15 protein-coding genes are annotated in these 18,486 nt (G+C 64.1%); 1 reads left to right on the top strand and 14 read right to left on the bottom strand.

Features of this window, described 5'->3' with window-relative positions; all coding sequences use genetic code 11:
• Window positions 1-16: 16 nt before the first annotated feature.
• From phnE (PXK07_RS06510) to phnC, 4 genes are all read right to left on the bottom strand, one after another.
• Complete coding sequence (phnE, locus tag PXK07_RS06510) at window positions 17-1,414, bottom strand: phosphonate ABC transporter, permease protein PhnE (protein WP_274847393.1); 1,398 nt, start codon at window positions 1,412-1,414, stop codon at window positions 17-19.
• Complete coding sequence (gene phnE / locus PXK07_RS06505) at window positions 1,411-2,292, bottom strand: phosphonate ABC transporter, permease protein PhnE (RefSeq protein ID WP_274847392.1); 882 nt, start codon at window positions 2,290-2,292, stop codon at window positions 1,411-1,413. The genes phnE (PXK07_RS06510) and phnE (PXK07_RS06505) overlap by 4 nt, the downstream gene beginning before the upstream one ends.
• Window positions 2,293-2,413: 121 nt before the next feature.
• Window positions 2,414-3,316, bottom strand: a complete 903-nt coding sequence (gene phnD, locus PXK07_RS06500) for a phosphonate ABC transporter substrate-binding protein (RefSeq protein WP_274847391.1) — start codon at window positions 3,314-3,316, stop codon at window positions 2,414-2,416.
• A 65-nt stretch (window positions 3,317-3,381) separates the two neighbouring features.
• Window positions 3,382-4,206 (bottom strand): phosphonate ABC transporter ATP-binding protein, encoded by an 825-nt coding sequence (gene phnC, locus PXK07_RS06495; RefSeq protein WP_274847390.1) that lies wholly within the window; start codon window positions 4,204-4,206, stop codon window positions 3,382-3,384.
• Window positions 4,207-4,482: 276 nt separating this feature from the next.
• Here phnC and rpe point away from each other — a divergent pair, with 276 nt between their 5' ends.
• A complete protein-coding gene (gene rpe / locus PXK07_RS06490; RefSeq protein WP_274847389.1) occupies window positions 4,483-5,172 on the top strand; it encodes a ribulose-phosphate 3-epimerase in 690 nt (229 codons plus the stop codon).
• Window positions 5,173-5,432: 260 nt separating this feature from the next.
• On the opposite strand, the gene PXK07_RS06485 is transcribed toward rpe, so the two are convergent.
• The 10 genes from PXK07_RS06485 to PXK07_RS06440 all read right to left on the bottom strand — a co-directional run bounded on the left by PXK07_RS06485 (window position 5,433) and on the right by PXK07_RS06440 (window position 18,469).
• The gene (locus PXK07_RS06485) at window positions 5,433-6,926 is read right to left on the bottom strand and encodes a class I adenylate-forming enzyme family protein (RefSeq protein ID WP_274847388.1); all 1,494 of its coding nucleotides are present in this window, start codon (window positions 6,924-6,926) and stop codon (window positions 5,433-5,435) included.
• A gap of 44 nt (window positions 6,927-6,970) precedes the next feature.
• Complete coding sequence (locus PXK07_RS06480; RefSeq protein ID WP_274847387.1) at window positions 6,971-7,750, bottom strand: oxepin-CoA hydrolase, alternative type; 780 nt, start codon at window positions 7,748-7,750, stop codon at window positions 6,971-6,973.
• Window positions 7,747-8,169: a PaaI family thioesterase gene (locus PXK07_RS06475; RefSeq protein WP_446728355.1), complete on the bottom strand. Its 423-nt coding sequence runs from the start codon at window positions 8,167-8,169 to the stop codon at window positions 7,747-7,749. Before PXK07_RS06475 ends, PXK07_RS06480 begins: the two co-directional genes overlap by 4 nt.
• On the bottom strand, window positions 8,150-9,283 hold the full coding sequence (locus PXK07_RS06470; protein ID WP_274847386.1) for an acyl-CoA dehydrogenase family protein: 1,134 nt from the start codon (window positions 9,281-9,283) through the stop codon (window positions 8,150-8,152). The genes PXK07_RS06475 and PXK07_RS06470 overlap by 20 nt, the downstream gene beginning before the upstream one ends.
• Window positions 9,280-10,479, bottom strand: coding sequence for an acyl-CoA dehydrogenase family protein (locus PXK07_RS06465; protein ID WP_274847385.1), 1,200 nt, complete (start codon window positions 10,477-10,479; stop codon window positions 9,280-9,282). The genes PXK07_RS06470 and PXK07_RS06465 overlap by 4 nt, the downstream gene beginning before the upstream one ends.
• A 121-nt stretch (window positions 10,480-10,600) precedes the next feature.
• Complete coding sequence (locus tag PXK07_RS06460) at window positions 10,601-11,776, bottom strand: acetyl-CoA C-acyltransferase (protein ID WP_274847384.1); 1,176 nt, start codon at window positions 11,774-11,776, stop codon at window positions 10,601-10,603.
• A gap of 1 nt (window position 11,777) precedes the next feature.
• Window positions 11,778-13,871, bottom strand: coding sequence for a 3-hydroxyacyl-CoA dehydrogenase NAD-binding domain-containing protein (locus tag PXK07_RS06455; protein ID WP_274847383.1), 2,094 nt, complete (start codon window positions 13,869-13,871; stop codon window positions 11,778-11,780).
• Between the two features lie 376 nt (window positions 13,872-14,247).
• Window positions 14,248-15,486, bottom strand: a complete 1,239-nt coding sequence (locus PXK07_RS06450) for a Tm-1-like ATP-binding domain-containing protein (RefSeq protein WP_274847382.1) — start codon at window positions 15,484-15,486, stop codon at window positions 14,248-14,250.
• 14 nt (window positions 15,487-15,500) lie between these two features.
• A complete protein-coding gene (locus tag PXK07_RS06445; protein WP_274847525.1) occupies window positions 15,501-16,943 on the bottom strand; it encodes an aldehyde dehydrogenase in 1,443 nt (480 codons plus the stop codon).
• Window positions 16,850-18,469, bottom strand: a complete 1,620-nt coding sequence (locus PXK07_RS06440) for a tripartite tricarboxylate transporter permease (protein ID WP_274847381.1) — start codon at window positions 18,467-18,469, stop codon at window positions 16,850-16,852. Before PXK07_RS06440 ends, PXK07_RS06445 begins: the two co-directional genes overlap by 94 nt.
• Window positions 18,470-18,486: the final 17 nt, after the last annotated feature.

The following is an 18,486-nucleotide window of genomic DNA, read 5'->3' as shown; positions in this document are numbered from 1 at the left end:
GTCTTTCTTTTGAGGGTCAGGGCAGCACGAAGGGCATGTTGCGCAGCGGCGGCTTCTTGGTGGTCTTGCGGCGCGGCTTGCCGCTGTCGCTCTGGATCAGGCGGCGACGCAATATCCCTGAGAACCAGTCCATGACCATCACCATCAGGATCACCAGCACGATGTAATAGGCCACCTCTTCCCAGTCCTTCTGGGTGATGATGGCCTGGGTCAGCAACAAGCCGATACCGCCGCCGGTGATGGCGCCGATGATGGTGGCGCTGCGGGTGTTGGATTCAAGGAAGTAGAGAAGCTGCGACAACAGAACCGGCGTCACCTGCGGGATCACCCCGAAACGGTAGCGCTGGATCGGTTTGGCGCCGGTGGAGGCGACGCCCTCGATCTGCTTTTCGTCGACGTTTTCCAGTGCCTCGGAGAAGATCTTGCCGAAGGTGCCGGTGTCCGTCACCAGGATCGCCAGCGCGCCGGTCAGCGGGCCGGGACCAAAGGCGCGCGCCAGCACAACCGTCCAGATCAGGCTGTCCACGCCGCGCACGAAGTCGAACAGGCGGCGGGTGGCGAACCTCAGCGTGCGGATCGGCATGAAATTGCGGGTCGCCAGGAAGGCCAGCGGCAGCGCCACGATGCCTGCCCCGATGGTACCGAGGAAGGCCATCAGCAGCGTCTCACCAATGGCCCAGGCCACATCCTGGTGCCGCCACATCTTGTTGGTCCAGAAGTCATTGAAGATCGCACCGGCTTCACCGCGGAAGGCTTTTTCCAACAGGGCCACCGGGCCAAGGCCATGATAGGGGCTGTCGAGGGTAAAGAAGAACAACTCCCAGCCCATGAAATAGCGGAACACTTCCGAACGGTTGCGGGTCACGGTCAGGCGGCCCGCCTCGGTCTTGATCGCCAGGCGGTTCTTCGAGGTGCTGATCCAGTCCGGCACATCGCCCGCTGGCAGTTCCGCCTGCACGCCTGCACTGCGCGACGGGGTGGCACGCACGGTGCCGTAACCGGGAATGTCATATTCCACCGTCTCGGGGCCAAAGCGCACGATGTGACCGTTCTCCAGATCAATCACCGTGGTTTCTCCCAAGGTGACCCATTCGGGGGCCTCGCCTTCGGGGTAGCTGCCCTTGCGCTCCCCTTCGATGGCGACCGAGACGGAGGCATCGCGGTTGTCGCGGGTCACATGGGTCTTGTAGCTGTAGCTGTCGCTGACCAGGGTGCGGGCATTGTCCAGGCTGGCGCGCTCCCACAGGCCCGGCACCTCGAAGGCGAAGAAGACATAGGTCATATAGGCCAGCACGATCAGCGGCAGCGCGAAGGCCATCAGCTTTTTGGCGCGGAACAGCCGTGTCATATCCTGTTTCAGCGCGGCGGCGTCACAGGGCAGGGTCGCGCCCGGGTTCACATCAAGAGTGGTCATTGATTGGCTCCGTTGATCAGCCGGTCACGCAGCTTGCCAGAGATCTGGTCGACCACGACGATGGTGACAAAAAGCAGGATGAAGATGGCGGCGGCCTCGTCATAGCGGCCCTTGCCCCAGGACATGGCGTTCTTCAGCTCGTAGCCGATGCCGCCCGCGCCGACAAAGCCGAGGATCGCCGAGGCGCGAATGTTGATTTCAAACCGCAAGAGCGCGTAGCTGACGTAGTTCGGCCCCACTTGCGGGATCACCCCCAGCCACATGCGCTGCGCCCAGGTGGCGCCCACCGACGAAAGCCCCTCGATCGGCTTCAGCGAGGCGTTCTCGTTCACCTCGGAAAACAGCTTGCCCAGGGCACCGGCCGTGTGGATCGCGATGGCGATCATGGCGGGCACCGGGCCACCGCCCAAGAGGAAGATCAGCACCAGGGCAATGACGATTTCCGGGATTGCCCGGCAGATATCCATGACCCGGCGAAACAGCGGGATCAGTGACGGCCACAGCGCCATGCCCCGTGTCGCCAGGAGCGAAAACAGCGTGCCGAAGATCGCCCCGATCAGGGTCGAGGCCGCGGCGATGTTCAGCGTCTCCACCAGCGCCGGGAAGAAATGCATCACATGGCCGGGCAGCTGAACGGCCTTTTCCGTGGCTTCGCTCAGCACCTCGGCCGGGTAGTCGAATATGCGCGTGAACCCGTCGGCAAAAGATCCGGCGTTGCGGTCATCGGCGGTGCGGAAGCCCGCCACCATCATGGCGATGAAGACGATCAGAAGGATCGACCCGTAAAGGCGCTTGCGCCGCGTGAGGTCCACATATTGGGCGCGGATCGCCTCTGTCGTGGAGGCGCCGGAGGGCGGGGCCGCTGTCAGATCTGCCATGAGGATGTCCTGGTATTCGAATGAGGCTCTAACGGTCAGGCAATGGCACAAGGCCAGCCTCCCTCAGAGGAATACGGGGCCCGGCACAAAGACCGGACCCCGCCGTTTTGGTTCTGGGAAATTAATTGGACTTCAATTTGCGTGCTTCGATGATCACTTCGTAGGCGTCGTGGGTGATCGGCATGAAGCCTTTGGCTTCGCCTGCAGCCACACCGTAGAAGCAATCGGCATCCATCGACTTCAGGCTTGCCATCAGGCCGGTCATCTTGACCTTGACGCTTTCGGGCAGATCCTTGCGCAGAACAACGGGGCCTTCCGGGATCGGCTTGGACTGCCAGATTTTGACCAGATCGTTCATGTCGATCAGACCGGCATCGACCGCCTTGCGCAGGGCGCCGGAGTTGTAACCGTCTTCCCAGTTGCCCAGACCGTCGGCCCAGGTCACGCCGCCGTCGAAGTCGCCGTTGTTGACGCCAACGATGGTCTGCTCGTGACCGCCGGAGAATTTGACCTCACCGAAGTAGGCGCCGGATTCCATGGTGGAGCCGGTGGCCTGCGGGATCTCGATCGAGGGGATCAGGTAGCCGGAGGTGGAGTTCGGGTCACCAAAGCCGAAGACCTTGCCCTTCATGTCTTCCAGCGAGGTGATACCGCTGTCCTTGCGGGCAAAACCGACCGAGTAGTAGCCATAGCCGCCATCGGTGTTCACCTTGACCAGGATCGGCTCAACCGCGTCGGGGTTGGACAGGAAGGTCTTGGCATAGCCGGAGGCGCCCAGCCAGGCCATGTCGATGGTGCCGCCCAGCAGACCCTGGATCACGCCGTTGTAGTCGGCGGGGGCGAACAGCTTGGTTTCGACACCCAGCAGCTCTTCGGTCTTGGCGCGCAGGCACTCGTTGTTGTTCAGACGGTCCTGGGCGTTTTCACCGCCAAGGATGCCGATACGGAATTCCTGAATGTCCTCGGCCATGACCGGGGTGGTCAGTGCGGTGGTCATCAGGGCGGCAGCAATCAGTTTTTTCATCTCTAGGTCACTCCGGTTTGGTTGGCCCAAAGCGTCGTGCTTTGGGGGGATGAAAAGGGTGGAATTCATAGCGCGGCGGCTTCGGCCTCGCGGATCGCGGTGTCGGCACGCTCCAGCGTCTCGATCTCGGTCGATGTGGCGGCTTCGGAAAAATCGGCCCCTGCGCCGTAGATCTCGCGGGCAACGCCGGTGGTCAGCTGTTCGGGCAGCCCGTCAAAGACGATGCGCCCGTCGCGCATGCCCACCACCCGGTCGCAATAGCGGCGCGCGGTATCCAGCGTATGGAGGTTGGCGATCACCGTGCGCCCGTCTTCCTCGTGGATGCGGCGCAGCGCCTCCATCACGGTTTGCGCATTCATCGGGTCAAGCGAGGCAATGGGCTCATCCGCCAGGATGATCTTGGGGTCCTGCATCAGGGCGCGGGCGATGGCGACACGCTGCTGCTGGCCGCCCGACAGGGCCTCGGCCCGTTTGGCGGCATGTTCGGCAATGCCGAGACGGTCCAGAATGTCGATGGCCCGGTGGATGTCCTCCATCGGGTAAAGGTTGAACATGGTCGCCAGTGCCGAGCGGCGGTTGAGCGTGCCATGCAGCACGTTCGACACCACGTCCATGCGCGGCACCAGATTGAACTGCTGGAAGATCATCGCGCAGTCGGACTGCCAGGCGCGCTTCTCGCGGCCCTTCAGCGTGGTGACATCGCGGCCCTCGAACAGGATCTTGCCTTCGGTGGCATCGCCCAGGCGATTGATCATGCGCAGCAGCGTGGATTTGCCCGCACCGGAGCGACCGATGATGCCGATCATGCAGGGCTTGTCGATATCGAGCGTGGCGGCATCCACCGCGGTCTTGTCGCCAAAGCGTTTGGTGAGTTTGTCTATGCGCAGCACAATCGGCCCCCGTTCGTTTCCGGGACTGCCTAAAGGGGCTGCTCAAACCATTTGTGTAAGAGTCGTGAATTATTTGTAACGCGACGCGGGCCAGTCCCTCACGCCTGTCACAATCCGGTCATACGCATGCAGTCCGAACTCGCCTCCATCTGGCTCGCCCCCATCTGGCCTGTGTGACACCGGCAAGAGACAATCTGCCCCTGTGCAGGAGGCGCCAGCCGGTCTATATGGCCCTCAGACCCCAACCTTGCCCCAAGCCTGAAGGAAGCCTCCCCGATGTCCTTTGACCGCAGCGTGAAGATCGCGCCCTCTATCCTCTCTGCCGATTTCGCCAACTTCGGCCAGGAGATCCAGGCCATCGAGGCCGAAGGCGCCGACTGGGTGCATGTGGACGTGATGGACGGTCACTTCGTCCCCAACCTCACCTTCGGTCCGATGGCGGTGAAAGCCTTCCGCCCGCATGTGAAAACCGTGATGGACGTGCACCTGATGATCGCGCCGGTCGATCCCTACATCGAGGCCTATGCCGATGCGGGCGCCGATGTGCTGACCGCCCATATCGAGGCTGGCCCGCATATCCACCGCACCCTGCAGGCCATTCGCGGCGCGGGCATGAAGGCGGGTGTGGCGCTCAACCCCGGCACCCCGGCCGAGGCGGTGGCGCATCTTCTAGACCTCACCGATCTCATCTGCGTGATGACGGTGAACCCCGGGTTTGGCGGGCAGAAGTTCATCGACATGACCGGCAAGATCGCCACCCTGCGCCAGATGATCGGCGACCGCCCCGTGCATATCGAGATCGACGGCGGCGTCGATCCCACAACCGCGCCCAAGGTGCGCGCGGCGGGCGCCGATGTGCTGGTGGCGGGCTCGGCGGTTTTCAAGGGCGGCTCGGTCGACAATCGGTCGGTCTATGGCACCAACATCCGCGCCATCCGCGAGGCCGCCGAAGGCACCTGGGCCTGAGGCAGACACCCCCGCCCGCCACATGGCCTTTGGGGGAGATTCGGGTCAAGGGCCGCAACGCGGCCGCGCCCTGGCGCGGTTCACCCTTGAGGCGTCTCTTCCCTTTCCAATACTGGACAACGCGCTTTCAGGGGCAGACCTGCCCCTGAAACGCTTCTCGGCAGGACCCTTTTGCGCCGCGCCAGCGGCGCCACGCCCAACCCCGAACAAGGTCTGCAGCGCAGACCGCCGGTCAGGGGGCGGGAGGCCGCCGCCTCACCTCAAGCAAGCTGATCGGCAAAGGTATCCAGCAGTTTGTGCTTGAGGATCTTACCCGTCGGCGCGGCGGGCAGCGCCTCCACCGCGATGATCTGGGCGGGGCATTTGTACCCCGCCAGCTGCTGACGCACGAAATTGGTCAGCTCGGCCGGATCCGGCGCATCGCCCGGTGCCACCTGGACAAAGGCCAGCACCTGTTCGTCGCCCTTGGCCCGGCGCCCCACCACCGCCGACTGCACCACCTGCGGATGGGCGTTGAGCGCGGCTTCCACCTCGGGGGGGAAGACGTTGAACCCGCCGTGAATGATCAGCTCCTTCGACCGGCCCTCGATATGCAGGAAACCGCGCTCGTCCAGCCGCCCCATGTCGCCGGTGCGCAGCCAGCCCTCGGCGTCCAGCACCTTGGCTGTCTCCTCGGGGTTACGGTAATAGCCCAGCATGATGTTCGGCCCGCGCGCCAGCACCTCACCCACACCGTCACCACCGCCCGGTACGGTTTCATCGATCCGTACCTCCACCTCCGGCAGCGCCGGTCCGGTCGAGATATCAGGATCCCCCAATTGGCTGTTCTTGGTGGCGCAGATCCCGGCAGTGGTTTCGGTCATGCCGTAGCCGTTCTGCAAGGCGACACCGTAGAACTCTTCCGCCTTGCGCTTCCATTCCGGATCAAGCGGTGCAGCCCCGGACGAGACATATTGCAACACGTCGCTGCCCAGACGCACCAACCCCTGCTCCTTGGCATATTGCATCACCAGCGCGTGCATCTGCGGCACCGCCGACAGGCGCGTCACGCCATCGCGCAGCGCCTGATACAGCTTGGCTGCCGAAAACCGCGCCTCCAGCCGCACCTCGGCACCGGCATGGATCGCCGCCGTCATCACCGAGGCGAGGCCAAAGACATGGGTGAGCGGCAGCACACCATAGATCACGTCCCCCGGCGCCATATCGCGCAGCTCTGCCGAGGACTTGCCCCCAAAACGCACATTTGCATGGGTCAGCATCACCCCCTTGGGATCGCCCGTTGTCCCCGTGGTGTACAAAAGCACCGCCACGCCGTCGGGTGCATCGCCGTCGGACGGAAACGGGCTGGTCAGATGCAGGCGGCCAAAGGCGCCTGTGATTTCGGAGGCCTGCATGCGTTCTGCATGGGCTTTGGCCTCGACCGAAATCCCGGAGGTGAACAAGACCGCCGCCGGGCGCGCATGGGACAGGATGCGGTCCACCTCTCCCGCGCTCATACGGGCATTGACCGGCACCGCAATGGCGCCAAGCGTCGAGGCTGCCAGCATCGCTGCCACGGCGGAACAGCAGTTTTCCGAAACCACCATCACCCGGTCGCGCGGCTCAACGCCTGCGCTGCGCAGATCTGCCGCCAGCTGCTCCACCGCGGCAGAGAGGTCGGCAAAGGACCACTGCGCGCCGCCACTGTCAGAAAAGGCCGGAGCGTCGGGGCGCAGTTTCACCTGCGCCGCCAATAGATCGTGCCAAAACTCCATCGCCGTCTCCTCTCACGTCAGGCGTAATTCTTCTTCCCCGGAGGCTAACCGCCGAATTGGGGGGCGCGTTTTTCCAGAAAGGCGGCGATCCCCTCGCCGGCTTCCGAGCCTCCTGCAGCCCGCGCCATGGCACTGCATTCGTGATCCAGCTGCGCCGCCTCGCTTGCCTCATAGGCATGCGAGACCAGCTGCCGGATGGTGCCCTGGGCCTCCCGAGGCCCCTGCGCCAGCGTATCGGCCAGGGCATGGGCGGTGCTGAGCACCCGCTGCGGCGCCACCACCTGATTGACCGCGCCGAGGGCGGCCAGACGGCCCGCCGTCACCGGACGGCCCAACAGGCACATCTCCATCGCTAAGGGGCGCGGCAGCATCCGGGCAAGCGAGGCGGTCAACCCGCCATCCGGCACCAGCCCGGCCTTCACATAGGCGGCCGTGAAGGCGGCACCGTATGAGGCCACGATCAGATCCGCCGCCATTGCCAGCGACACGCCCGCGCCCGCCGCACCGCCTTCGACGGCGGCGATCACCGGCACCGGGCAGTCCCGGATGCCACGGATCAGATCATGCAGGTTGTTGACCTTGGCGCGGCGCTCGTCCTCGCTGAGGCCACGCCGGTCGATCAACACGTTGAGATCGCCGCCGGCACAGAAGAACCCGCCTTCCGAGGTCAGAAGAACAGCGCGGATGCGTGGCTCCTGCGCCAGCTTCAGGGCTGCTTCGATCGCATCATAAAGGTCCTGCGACAGGGCACCCCGGCGCGCAGGATTCATGTTCACGACCACCGCGCGGTCGCCCAGATCGTCCATCCGTGCAAGTCGGCTCATTTGCGTATCCTCTTGAAAATCCCGTTGGCCGTGGCCAGCAGGCGCCCTTCATCATCAAACAGTTCACCAAAGATATAGGCGATGCTCTTGCCGCCTCCGGTGGGCCGCGCCCGGGCCGTGATCACCCCCTGCCGCGCCGCCGCCACATAGGACAGGTTCAGCGACACCGTGACCAGATCCGCGTGGTTTTCGGGGTCGAAATACTGCGAGGCGGTATTACCACAGACCACATCCAGAACCGTCGCCACCATACCGCCATGCAGGATGCCATGGCGGTTGAGGTGCCTGGGTTCCAGCTCCAGTGTCACCGTGCAGGAGCCATCTGTCCGGTCGATCTCGGTCCGGTAGCCAACCATCTGCTGGCAACCGGGGTCCTCGATCAGGCGGATCTCGCCCCTCTCACGCGGCGCTGAGGTCAAGGAAACGCTCCAACTGCGTGTCCGCATCACCAAAACGGTGCTCGGCCATGACGATGCGCTTGGCGATATGGGCCAGCTCATACTCCTGCGTCATGGCGATGCCACCATGCAACTGGATCGAATCCTCGGCCACCAGACGACCTGCGCGCCCGATCAGGTTGCGCGCCGCAGCGATATTGAGATCGCGCATGCGGGTGTCGCCCTCCAGGTGACCGGCGGCGTTGATCACCCCCGAGCGCGCCTGCTCGATCTCGATCAGCAGCTCGGCAACCCGGTGTTGCAGCGCCTGGAAAGTGCCGATGGGGCGGCCAAACTGGCTGCGGGTCAGCAGGTACTGGCGGGTGAGCTCGGTCGCGGTCTCCATCGCGCCCAGGGTTTCGGCGGCCAGCGCCACCTCGGCCCGGGCGATGACACCGGCGATCGCCTCCCAGGCACCTCCGGCGGCACCTAGACGCGCGCTGACAGGCAGGCGCACCGCGTCCAGATCAACTTCGGCAGCGCGTCCACCGGCCAAGAGCGCATAGCCGCGCAGAGACAGACCCGCCGTATCGCGCGGCACCAGGAACAGCGAAATCCCGTCCGTTGCATCCACATCGCCGCTTTCGCGGGCCGATACGATCAGGTGGTCGGCCGCTTCGGCGTTGACGACAACCGCCTTCTTGCCGGTGAGGATGATCTCGTCGCCCTCGACCGTTGCGGTGGTTTCCACCCGCGTCAGCTCATAGCGGCTGGTCGGTTCTCCATGGGCAAAGGCCAGTTGCACAGCGCCGCCGATCACCTCTTCCACCAGCGCCTTCTGGTCATCATTGCCAAGGGCCGCGATCAGCCCGCCGCCCAGCAGCGCCGTATCCAGCAAGGGTTCGACCACGCCCGCGCGGCCCAGCTCCTCGAACACGGTGGAGATGTCAAAGCCCGCGCCGCCAAAGCCGCCGTCCTCTTCGCTGAACAGCGCGCCGATGACGCCCAGTTCGGCCAGTTGCCCCCAGATATCGGCAGAGTAACCTGCCTCGCTTTCGAGGATCTCGTTGCGCACCGATGTGGTGTAGCGATCGGACAGGAAGCGGCGCAGGCTGTCCTGCAGCATCTGCCGCTCTTCGGTCAGGTCGAAATTCATGCCCGGCCTCCCATTTTCACTTTTGCGATGATGTTCTTCTGGATCTCGTTGGAGCCACCAAAGATCGACAGTTTGCGGTTGTTGAAATACTGCGCGGCCACGGCTGCGGTGCCTTCGGGGCCGATGGGCGGCTCGTTGCCCCCTTCCACCGCTTCCGAGGCGAAGGGCATTGCGTAAACGCCCGCGGCGCGGCGCGCCATGTCGTTGATCTCCTGGCGGATCTCGGTACCTTTCACCTTTAGCATCGAGCTTTCGACGCCCGGCGCCTGCCCCGAGGCGGCGGCAGAGATGATGCGCAGGTTGGTGGTGGCCATGGCCATCAGATCGATTTCCGCCTGCGCCACGCGGGCGGCGAAATAGGGGTTCTCGATCAGCGGGCGGCCCTTGTGCATCTGGCTGCGCGCCAGGCGCTTGACCGCATCAAGCCCCGCCTGGCTGAAGCCGACACCGGCAATATTCGTGCGTTCATGGGTGAGCAGGTACTTGGCGTAGGTCCAGCCCTTGTTTTCCTCGCCCACCAGGTTCTCGACCGGCACCTTCACATCGGTGAACCAGACCTCGTTCACCTCATGGGTGCCATCCAGAAGGATGATCGGGCGCACTTCGATGCCGGGCGTGTCCATGTCGATCAGAAGGAAGGAGATCCCCTCCTGCTGCTTGGCGTCCGGATCGGTGCGCACCAGGCAGAAGATCCAGTTGGCGTATTGGCCAAGGGTGGTCCAGGTCTTCTGGCCGTTGACGATATAGTGGTCCCCCTCGCGCACGGCCTTGGTCTTGAGGCTGGCAAGGTCCGAGCCCGCGCCGGGTTCCGAATAGCCCTGGCACCACCAGTGCTCGCCGCTCAGGATCTTCGGGAGGTAATAGTCCTGCTGCTCCTTGGAGCCGAATTTCTGCAGCACCGGCGCCAGCATGGTCAGGCCAAAGGGCACGATGCGCGGCGCATGGGCGCGGCAGCATTCTTCCTCGAAGATGTGGCGCTGCACCGCGTTCCAGGCGCAGCCGCCGAAGTCCTGCGGCCAGTTCGGCGCCAGCCAGCCCTGCTCGTTCAGGATGGCGTGCCAGCGGTCGTGGCCTTCCTTGCCCAGGCCGCGTCCCTCGCGCACGGCGTCCGACATCTCCTTGGGCAGTTTTTCCTCCAGGAAGCTGCGCACCTCCTGGCGAAAGGCCTGCTCTTCTGCGGTATAGCTCAGATCCATTTCTTTCTCCTCCTGGCCGATCCCTGTGGACGGGCCAATGCACGGCCCCTTCAAGGGGCCGGGTAGCGCCCGGTGGACCCTCGATGGGTTCGCCGGGCGCCGCCTGTTTTCATGTTGCGCTTCAGTAGATTTCGAACAGACCCGCCGCGCCCATGCCGCCGCCGACACACATGGTGACGACACCCAGCTTGGCACCACGACGCTTGCCTTCACGAAGAATGTGGCCGACCATCCGCCCACCGGTCATGCCGAAGGGGTGGCCGATGGCGATGGAGCCGCCATTGACGTTGCATTTCTCGTCATCGATACCCAGCCGGTCCCGGCAGTAGAGCGCCTGGCTGGCGAAGGCTTCGTTCAGCTCCCAGAGATCGATGTCATCGACGGTCAGCCCGTGACGCTCCAGAAGACGCGGCACCGCAAAGACCGGGCCGATACCCATCTCGTCGGGCTCGCAGCCTGCAACGCAGAAGCCCTTGAAGGCGCCCATGGCCTCAAGACCGCGTTTCTCGGCCTCCTTGGAGTCCATCAACACCACAGCAGCGGCGCCATCGGACAGCTGGCTGGCGTTGCCCGCGGTGATGAAGTTGCCTGCGCCACGCACCGGCTCAAGGCTGGCCAGACCGTCCAAAGTGGTGGAGGGGCGGTTGCATTCGTCGCGGTCCACCACGACCTCTTTCATCGAGATCTCGCCACTCTCCTTGTCCTTCACCGCCATGGTGGTGGTGACGGGGATGATCTCATCGGCGAACAGACCCGCCTCCTGCGCGGCAGCGATACGCTGCTGGCTGCGCAGACCATAGGCGTCCTGGTCTTCGCGGCTGATGCCATAGCGCTGGGCCACGATATCCGCGGTTTCGATCATGGTCATATAGACGGCAGGCTTGTGCTCCATGAGCCAAGCCTCATGTGCCGGGCGCAGTTTCGGCTGCACCATCGAAATGCTTTCGACGCCACCCGCAACCATGGGACCGGCGCCTTCGCAGATGATCTGCTGCGCGGCCAGGGCGATGGTCTGCAGACCGGACGAGCAGAACCGGTTCACGGTCATGCCCGAAGCGGTGATCGGCAGTCCGCCACGCAGGGCAATCTGGCGCGCGATATTGGCACCGGTTTCCCCTTCGGGAGCGCCACAGCCCATGATGCAGTCTTCGATTTCCGCACCCTCGATACCGGCGCGGGCCACGGCCGCCTCGACGGCCGCGCCGCCCATGGTGGCACCATGGGTCATGTTGAAGGATCCCCGGAAGGACTTGGCCAGCCCGGTACGGGCGGCGGAGACGATAACGACTTCTTTCATATCAGCTGTTCTCCTTGTTCAGATCGTCAAATGTACGCCCTTCGGCGACCAGCTGCTCAAGCAGGGGCGCGGGCTGCCAGAAGAAGTCGTCTCCCTCGGCATAAGATTTGATATTGGCCAGAAGCACATCCAGCCCCTGCATATCGGCCCATTTCAGCGGCCCGCCGCGATAGCGCGGGAAGCCGTAGCCAAAGAGCAGCGTCATATCGACGTCCAGCGGACGGCGCGCGATGCCCTCGCCCACCACCTTGGCGGCCTCGTTGACCATGGCCGCCATGTAGCGGGTCACGATTTCCTCGTCCGAGAACTCTTTCGGGGTGATGCCCTTCTCAGCGCGCTCGGCCTCGATCAGCGCGGTCACCTCGGGGTTCGGGGTGCCGCCGCGCTTGCCTGCCTCGTAGACATAGTAGCCCTTGCCGGTCTTCTGACCGAAATTGCCGGCCTCGCAGATCTTGTCCGCATAGGTGCTGTCGCGTTCGCGCGGGTCCATGCCTTCGGCGCGCTTGCGCTTGCGCACGGCCCAACCGATGTCGAGACCCGCCAGATCCGCCACCGCAAAGGGGCCCATGGCAAAGCCGAAATCGGTGAGCGCCTTGTCGATCTGATAGGGCGAGGCCCCGTCCAGCACCATGTGGTCGGCCGCCTTGCGATAGGTCGCCAGGATCCGGTTGCCGATGAAGCCATCGCAGACACCGGCGCGGACCGAGATCTTCTTCAGACGTTTGCCCAGCTCGAACCCGGTGGCAACCACGTCGAGCGCGGTCTTGTCGGCCACCACGATTTCCAAGAGCTTCATCACATGCGCCGGAGAGAAGAAGTGCAGCCCGATCACATCCTCGGGGCGCGAGGTGCAGGCGGCGATCTCGTTCACATCCAGATAGGAGGTGTTGGAGGCCAGGATCGCGCCCTTCTTGCAGACCGCATCCAGCTTGCCGAACACCTGTTTCTTGACGCTCATTTCCTCGAAGACGGCCTCGATCACCAGATCCACGTCGCTGAGGGCGTCATAATCCGTCGCCAGCGTCAGCGCCTCACCGGTCAGGTGATCGAATTTCTCCTGGCTGATCTTGCCGCGTTTCAAGGCACCTTGCAGGTTGCCCGAAATGCGACCCTTTGCGGCCTCTGCGGCCTCGGGGGTCATTTCCAGCATGACAACCGGCAGACCGGACAGCAGCGCGGCGGTGGCGATGCCTGCGCCCATGGTGCCGCCACCGATGACGCCAAGGCTGTTGACCGCGCGCGGTGCAACACCTTTCAGTTCCGGCAGCTTGCTGACCGCCCGCTCCGAGAAGAAGGCATGGATCATGCCCTGACGCTGGTCGGTGCCCATCAGCTCCATGAAGAGTTCCCGCTCGCGCTTCATCCCTTCGTCAAAAGGCAGCTCGCAGCAGGCCTGGATGCCACGGATCGCAACGGCCGGTGCCAGCAGGCCGCGGCCCTTTTTCAGGACCGTCTCGTATAGCGCGTCGAAATCGACCGCTTCGGGTGCGGGCATTTCGCTGATGGCGCGGCGGGTTGCGCCCTGATCCAGCAGCTCCTGGGTATAGGCCAGGCCGATCTCGCGCGGCTCGCCCTCTTCGACGCGGTCCAGAATGCCGAGGCTCAGCGCTTCCTTGGCGCCGACCTGACGGCCCGAGGTGATCACATCGACCGAAGCGTCAATACCGATGAGGCGCGGCAGGCGCTGGGTGCCACCGGCGCCCGGCATCACGCCGATCAGCACTTCCGGCAGGCCGATGCGGGCCGAGGGCACCGCGATGCGGTAATGCGAGCCCAGCGCGACCTCCAGACCGCCACCCAGTGCGGTGCCATGCAGCGCCGAGACCACCAAGAGCGGCGAAGCTTCGATGCGGGTGCAGACATCCGGCAGGAAGGGCCCCTGCGGCGGCTTGCCGAACTCGCGGATATCGGCGCCCGCGAAATAGGTGCGACCCTCACCGTAAATCAGCACCGCCTTGGCGCCCTCCGATTCGGCGCGCTCGATCCCGCTCACCAGTCCCTGGCGCACATCCAGTCCCAGCGCGTTCACCGGCGGATTCTGCGCCTTCAGGACCGCGATATCACCAACGCGCTCATATCCAATGGCATCCGTCATTCGTTTTTCCTCTCCTTTGCGGGGCTGGCAGCCTTGGCCCGCAACAGCACCGCTATTCCCGTCGAGATCTAGCCATGCTCCCCCTGCCTGCGCCAAGCCCTGCCTTTGCAACGTGTGCAAGAACCCGGCGTCAAATGCGGGCCACAGCGGTCAGGTCTCGAGGAGTGGCTTCACCTCAATTCCACTATGTGGAACATCGTTCCACTAATTTGACAGCACCCTAGGCCGCGGCCTCTCCCATGGCAAGCAATATAATTGCGTGTATCGGACAGGTTGGACAGGAAAATGCTGTTTGGACCCGGAGGTCCGCCCCCATATGTAACAAGGGCGCCTGCATGAGCAAGCGCCCTGTAACTCATTAAGCGTGATGCAAGGGTTAGGCGGATCCGCCCGGAATCACCCCTTCCGCCACCCAGGCGTCGAAGATCTCCAACACCTTGTCCGCGAATTCCGCATCGTTGATGTGGCAGTCGAGGGCATGCAGCGCTGCATTCTTCGGGTAGGCCGCCTGCATTTCGTCGCAGAAGGCGGCAAGGCCTTCACCATCATGCAGATCGGCGCCGGGGCGGTCCCATTCATTGCAGCCCCCCTTGGGGAGCAGGACCGCAACCGGCCCCTTGGCCTGCCCCAGCTTGTCGCAGATGGTACGGGCCACCAGACGGCGTTCCTCCGCATCCAGAACGGCGGAGGTCAGCAGCCGGTTATGCGCATGGGTGGGGCGTCCCTGCAGTTGCGGCGGGGTCTCCTGCCAGCCGATGAAATCCACCAGATCATAACAGCCCGGCGCCACCAGCTGCGGCGTGCCTGCAGCACCTGCATTGGTCATCCGGTCCGCCCCTGCCGACAGCCCGCCAAAGAGGTGATTCGAGACCTCCTGCGGCGCAAAGTCCAATACGGCGGCAAAGGCCCCTTCGGAAGCTAGGCTTTCAAAGGCCCGTCCGCCCATGCCGGTGGCATGGAAGACGGCGACCTCATAGCCGCGCGCCTCCAGCGCCGGTTTCAGGCTGACCATGTAACGCAGCACCGTCTTGCCAAATGACGTCATCCCAATGAGGGGCCGGTCGCGTTTGGGGGGCTCCACCGCGCGCGCCGCGCCCAGGACCGCCCCCGCCGCCTGGCTCAGCGCCGCCTTGCAGACGGAATTGAGACCGTAAAGCCCCCCGGCCCAGAGGATCATCTGAACATCCGCCGCGATCCGCTCGGGCGGCATCAGGGGCGAAAAGGACACCGTCGAGACGATGTATTTCGGCACCCCCACCGGCAGCGCCGCGCAAAGATCCAGCGCCAGATCGGTGCCCATGGTGCCGCCCAAGACGATCACTCCGTCGATGGTGCCAGCCCGGTACAGCTCCAGCGCCTTTGTCGCCGCCCCCCGCGCCATGATCTGCATCGCGGTATTCTCATCACCACTGTCGATGGCGGCCTGGATCGAACTGCCGCCTGCCTCGGCCACCTCGTGCTTGCTGACGTCAGTGGGCTGGCTGGGATCGCCCAGGACACTCACATCCATGGTCAGCACGCCGCCGCCCTGCCCCCGGATCACATCGGCAAGATAGGCAAGTTCGGCATCCTTGGTGTCATAGGTGCCTGCAATCAGGATGGTCTTGTCGGGCATGGGGTGTCCTTCCGTCACAGCTGGATCCAGGCGGTTTTGAGATCCACGTATTTATCAAGCGCATGGAGCGATTTGTCATGGCCGTTGCCGGATTGTCCGACACCGCCCAGCGGCACCGTATTGTCGGCGCCGCCATAGGTGTTCACATGCACCACGCCCGCGCGGATGCCCGCCACCATGCGATGCGCGCGGGAGAGGTTTGCGGTCCAGACGCCCGAGGCGAGACCGAACTCGGTGGCATTGGCAAGGCGCAGCGCCTCTTCTTCCGTCTTGAAGGGCGTGACCGACAGGACCGGGCCAAAGACCTCCTTCTGGAACAGGCTGTGACCTTGGGCGACACCGGTCACGATGGTGGGCGCCATATAGGTGCCGCCGGACTCTTCCAGGATGCGGTTGCCGCCGGTCACGATCTCTCCGCCCTCGGCACGGGCCGTGTCCATGAATGATAGGTTCCGACTGAGTTGATCCTCGGAGTTCACCGCGCCGATAGTGTTGCTGAGATCCAGGGGATCGCCAACGCGCAGGGCCTCGGCCTCTGCCACCAGCAGGGCCACGAATTCATCATGGATGGACTGTTCCACCAACAGGCGCGAGCCTGCGACGCAGACCTGCCCCGAATTGCGGAAGATCCCGGCGGCCGAGACCTTGGCCGCGTGGCGCAGATCGGGGGCGTCGGCAAAGACGATATTGGGAGATTTGCCGCCCAGCTCAAGGTAGCAGCGTTTGAGGTTGGAGCGTGCCGAGGCCTCCAGCAGCTTGCGCCCCGTCGCGCCAGACCCGGTGAAGGCCAAGACATCGACGCCCATGGATTCGGCCAGCGCAGCACCCGTTTCCGCACCTGCGCCGGTGACGACATTCAGCACCCCATCTGGCAGGCCGCAGTCTGCGCAGATCTCGGCCAGGCGCAGCAGCGACAGCGAGGCGGTTTCGGCCGGCTTCAGCACCACGGAATTGCCCATGGCCAGCGCAGGTGCCAGTTTCCACGCCCCGATCATCAAGGGGAAGTTCCACGGCACGATGGCGCCCACGACACCCACCGGCATCCGGTGGACAAGGCCCAACACATCGGGGGCGGTCGGCGCGACCTCCCCGGCGAGTTTGTCCAGTGCCTCGGCATAGTAACGGAATGTGCCCGCCGCCGATCCCGGCTCTGCCTTCAGCGCCATGCCCATCTCGGTGCCATTGTCGCGCACACCCAGAACGGCCAGCGCCAGCGCCTCTGCCTCGATCCGGTCGGCGATGCGGTGCAGCACCTTCTTGCGGGCAGCCGGGGCAAGCCGCGACCAGCGGCCATCCTCGAAGGCCGCGCGAGCCGAGGCCACGGCACGCTCCACATCTGCCTTTGACGCGCCCTCAAGGGTGGTCAGAACAGATCCGTCAATCGGCGAAGTAACTTCGCATGGCGTGCCCGTACCTGCTTGCCACGATCCTTCAAGAAAGAGTTTTTGCGGCGCCACATCAGCCCGCCGAAGCTCATTGATGAGGTTTTGATCTGCCATTCGGCCTCCTTCAGTTCCTTGCGGTCGCGGAAGGCACGGATGATGTGCAGCGCAAGGACCAGTATGATGATGGAAAACAGGATGAACGCCACCGGGCGGTCAATGAAATCAAAGGGGGTTTTGACCCGTGCCATGGCCGCGCGCAGCTTGACCTCCATGATGCCGCCCAGGACCATGCCCAGGATGATCGGCACCGCGGGCAGCGACAGGCGTTTGAGGATGTACCCTACAAGGCCAAAGGCCGCCGCCATCACGCAGTCGGTGGCAGAGTTGCGCAGGGAATAGACCCCCACGAAGCTGAGCGTCAGGATACAGACGCCGAGGAACCGGTTGGGGATCTTCACCACCTGGATCAGGCTGCGGGTGGCGAACAACAGGAAGATCAGCACTAGGACGTTCAGGATCAACAGCGCGAGATAAAGCGCCACCACGAAATCCATGTCGTTCTGGAACAGCCCCGGCCCCGGCACCACGTTGTGCACGTAAAAGACGCTCAGCATCATGGCCGTCAGCGCCTCACCCGGAATGCCCAGCGCCAAGAGCGGCACCATGGCGGCGGCGGGCACGGCGTTGTTGGCGGTCTCGGCGGCGATCAACCCTTCCGACGATCCACGCCCGAAATCCTGCGGTCGTTTCGAGGTCTTTTGCGCGTAGGTATAAGACATGAACTGCGCGGTGAATTCACCGACGCCCGGGATCATGCCCATCAACACGCCAAACCCTGCCGAGACCGACGCCACACGCGGATGGCGCGACAACTCTCGCAATCCCTGGAACATGCCACCGCGCAACCGGGTGAGGTGGATCTTCTCATCCTCATCCGTCAGCAGCACAAAGGCCTGGGAGATTGCAAAGAGGCCCAAAACAACGACGATCAGGTTGATGCCGCCGCCCAGGAAATCCTGCCCGAAGGTGTATCGCTGGGTGTATTTCACCGGCTCCATGCCGATGGTGTTGAGGAAGATGCCGAAACAGGCCAAGGCGCCCGCGATCAGCGCCTGCCCGCGATGGGCGACGACGACAAGGATCAACCCGAGCAGAGCGGCAAGGAAGATCTCGCGACTGCCGAACATGGGTGCCACCTTGGCCAGCACCGGCGCGAATAGAATCAGACAGATGACCGAGAAGACCCCGCCAAAGAAGCTGGCGGAATAGGCGAGGCTCAGGGCGCGGCGCGGCTCTCCGCGCGCGGTCATCGGATAACCGTCATAGGTGGTCAGCGCATTGACCGCCGTGCCCGGCGTGTTGATCAGGATCGCCGGGATCGCGCCGCCATACATGGAGGAGCCGTAGATCCCCAGAAGCACGGTCAGGCCGACGATCGGATCCATCGAGAATGTCGCGGGCAGCAGGATCGCGATCGCCACGGCCGGGCCGACGCCGGGAATGGCCCCGATCAACACACCACCCACCGACCCCGCCAATAGGGCCAGCGCCACGTCCCAGCGCATCAGGATCTCGATTGCAGAAAGGATAAGGTCCATCGGGGGTCCCGTCGAAA

Source organism: Phaeobacter sp. QD34_24 (genome assembly GCF_028890115.1).
Taxonomy (GTDB): Bacteria; Pseudomonadota; Alphaproteobacteria; order Rhodobacterales; family Rhodobacteraceae; genus Phycobacter.
This window is presented reverse-complemented; position numbering and strand designations above follow the sequence as displayed.

Bases quoted from the DNA above. Each gene is read 5' to 3' on its own strand.
- phnE (WP_274847393.1), bottom strand. From the start codon at position 1,414: ATGACCACTCTTGATGTGAACCCGGGCGCGACCCTGCCCTGTGACGCC.
- phnE (WP_274847392.1), bottom strand. From the start codon at position 2,292: ATGGCAGATCTGACAGCGGCCCCGCCCTCCGGCGCCTCCACGACAGAG.
- phnD (WP_274847391.1), bottom strand. From the start codon at position 3,316: ATGAAAAAACTGATTGCTGCCGCCCTGATGACCACCGCACTGACCACC.
- rpe (WP_274847389.1), top strand. From the start codon at position 4,483: ATGTCCTTTGACCGCAGCGTGAAGATCGCGCCCTCTATCCTCTCTGCC.
- PXK07_RS06485 (WP_274847388.1), bottom strand. From the start codon at position 6,926: ATGGAGTTTTGGCACGATCTATTGGCGGCGCAGGTGAAACTGCGCCCC.
- PXK07_RS06480 (WP_274847387.1), bottom strand. From the start codon at position 7,750: ATGAGCCGACTTGCACGGATGGACGATCTGGGCGACCGCGCGGTGGTC.
- PXK07_RS06470 (WP_274847386.1), bottom strand. From the start codon at position 9,283: ATGAATTTCGACCTGACCGAAGAGCGGCAGATGCTGCAGGACAGCCTG.
- PXK07_RS06465 (WP_274847385.1), bottom strand. From the start codon at position 10,479: ATGGATCTGAGCTATACCGCAGAAGAGCAGGCCTTTCGCCAGGAGGTG.
- PXK07_RS06460 (WP_274847384.1), bottom strand. From the start codon at position 11,776: ATGAAAGAAGTCGTTATCGTCTCCGCCGCCCGTACCGGGCTGGCCAAG.
- PXK07_RS06455 (WP_274847383.1), bottom strand. From the start codon at position 13,871: ATGACGGATGCCATTGGATATGAGCGCGTTGGTGATATCGCGGTCCTG.
- PXK07_RS06450 (WP_274847382.1), bottom strand. From the start codon at position 15,486: ATGCCCGACAAGACCATCCTGATTGCAGGCACCTATGACACCAAGGAT.
- PXK07_RS06440 (WP_274847381.1), bottom strand. From the start codon at position 18,469: ATGGACCTTATCCTTTCTGCAATCGAGATCCTGATGCGCTGGGACGTG.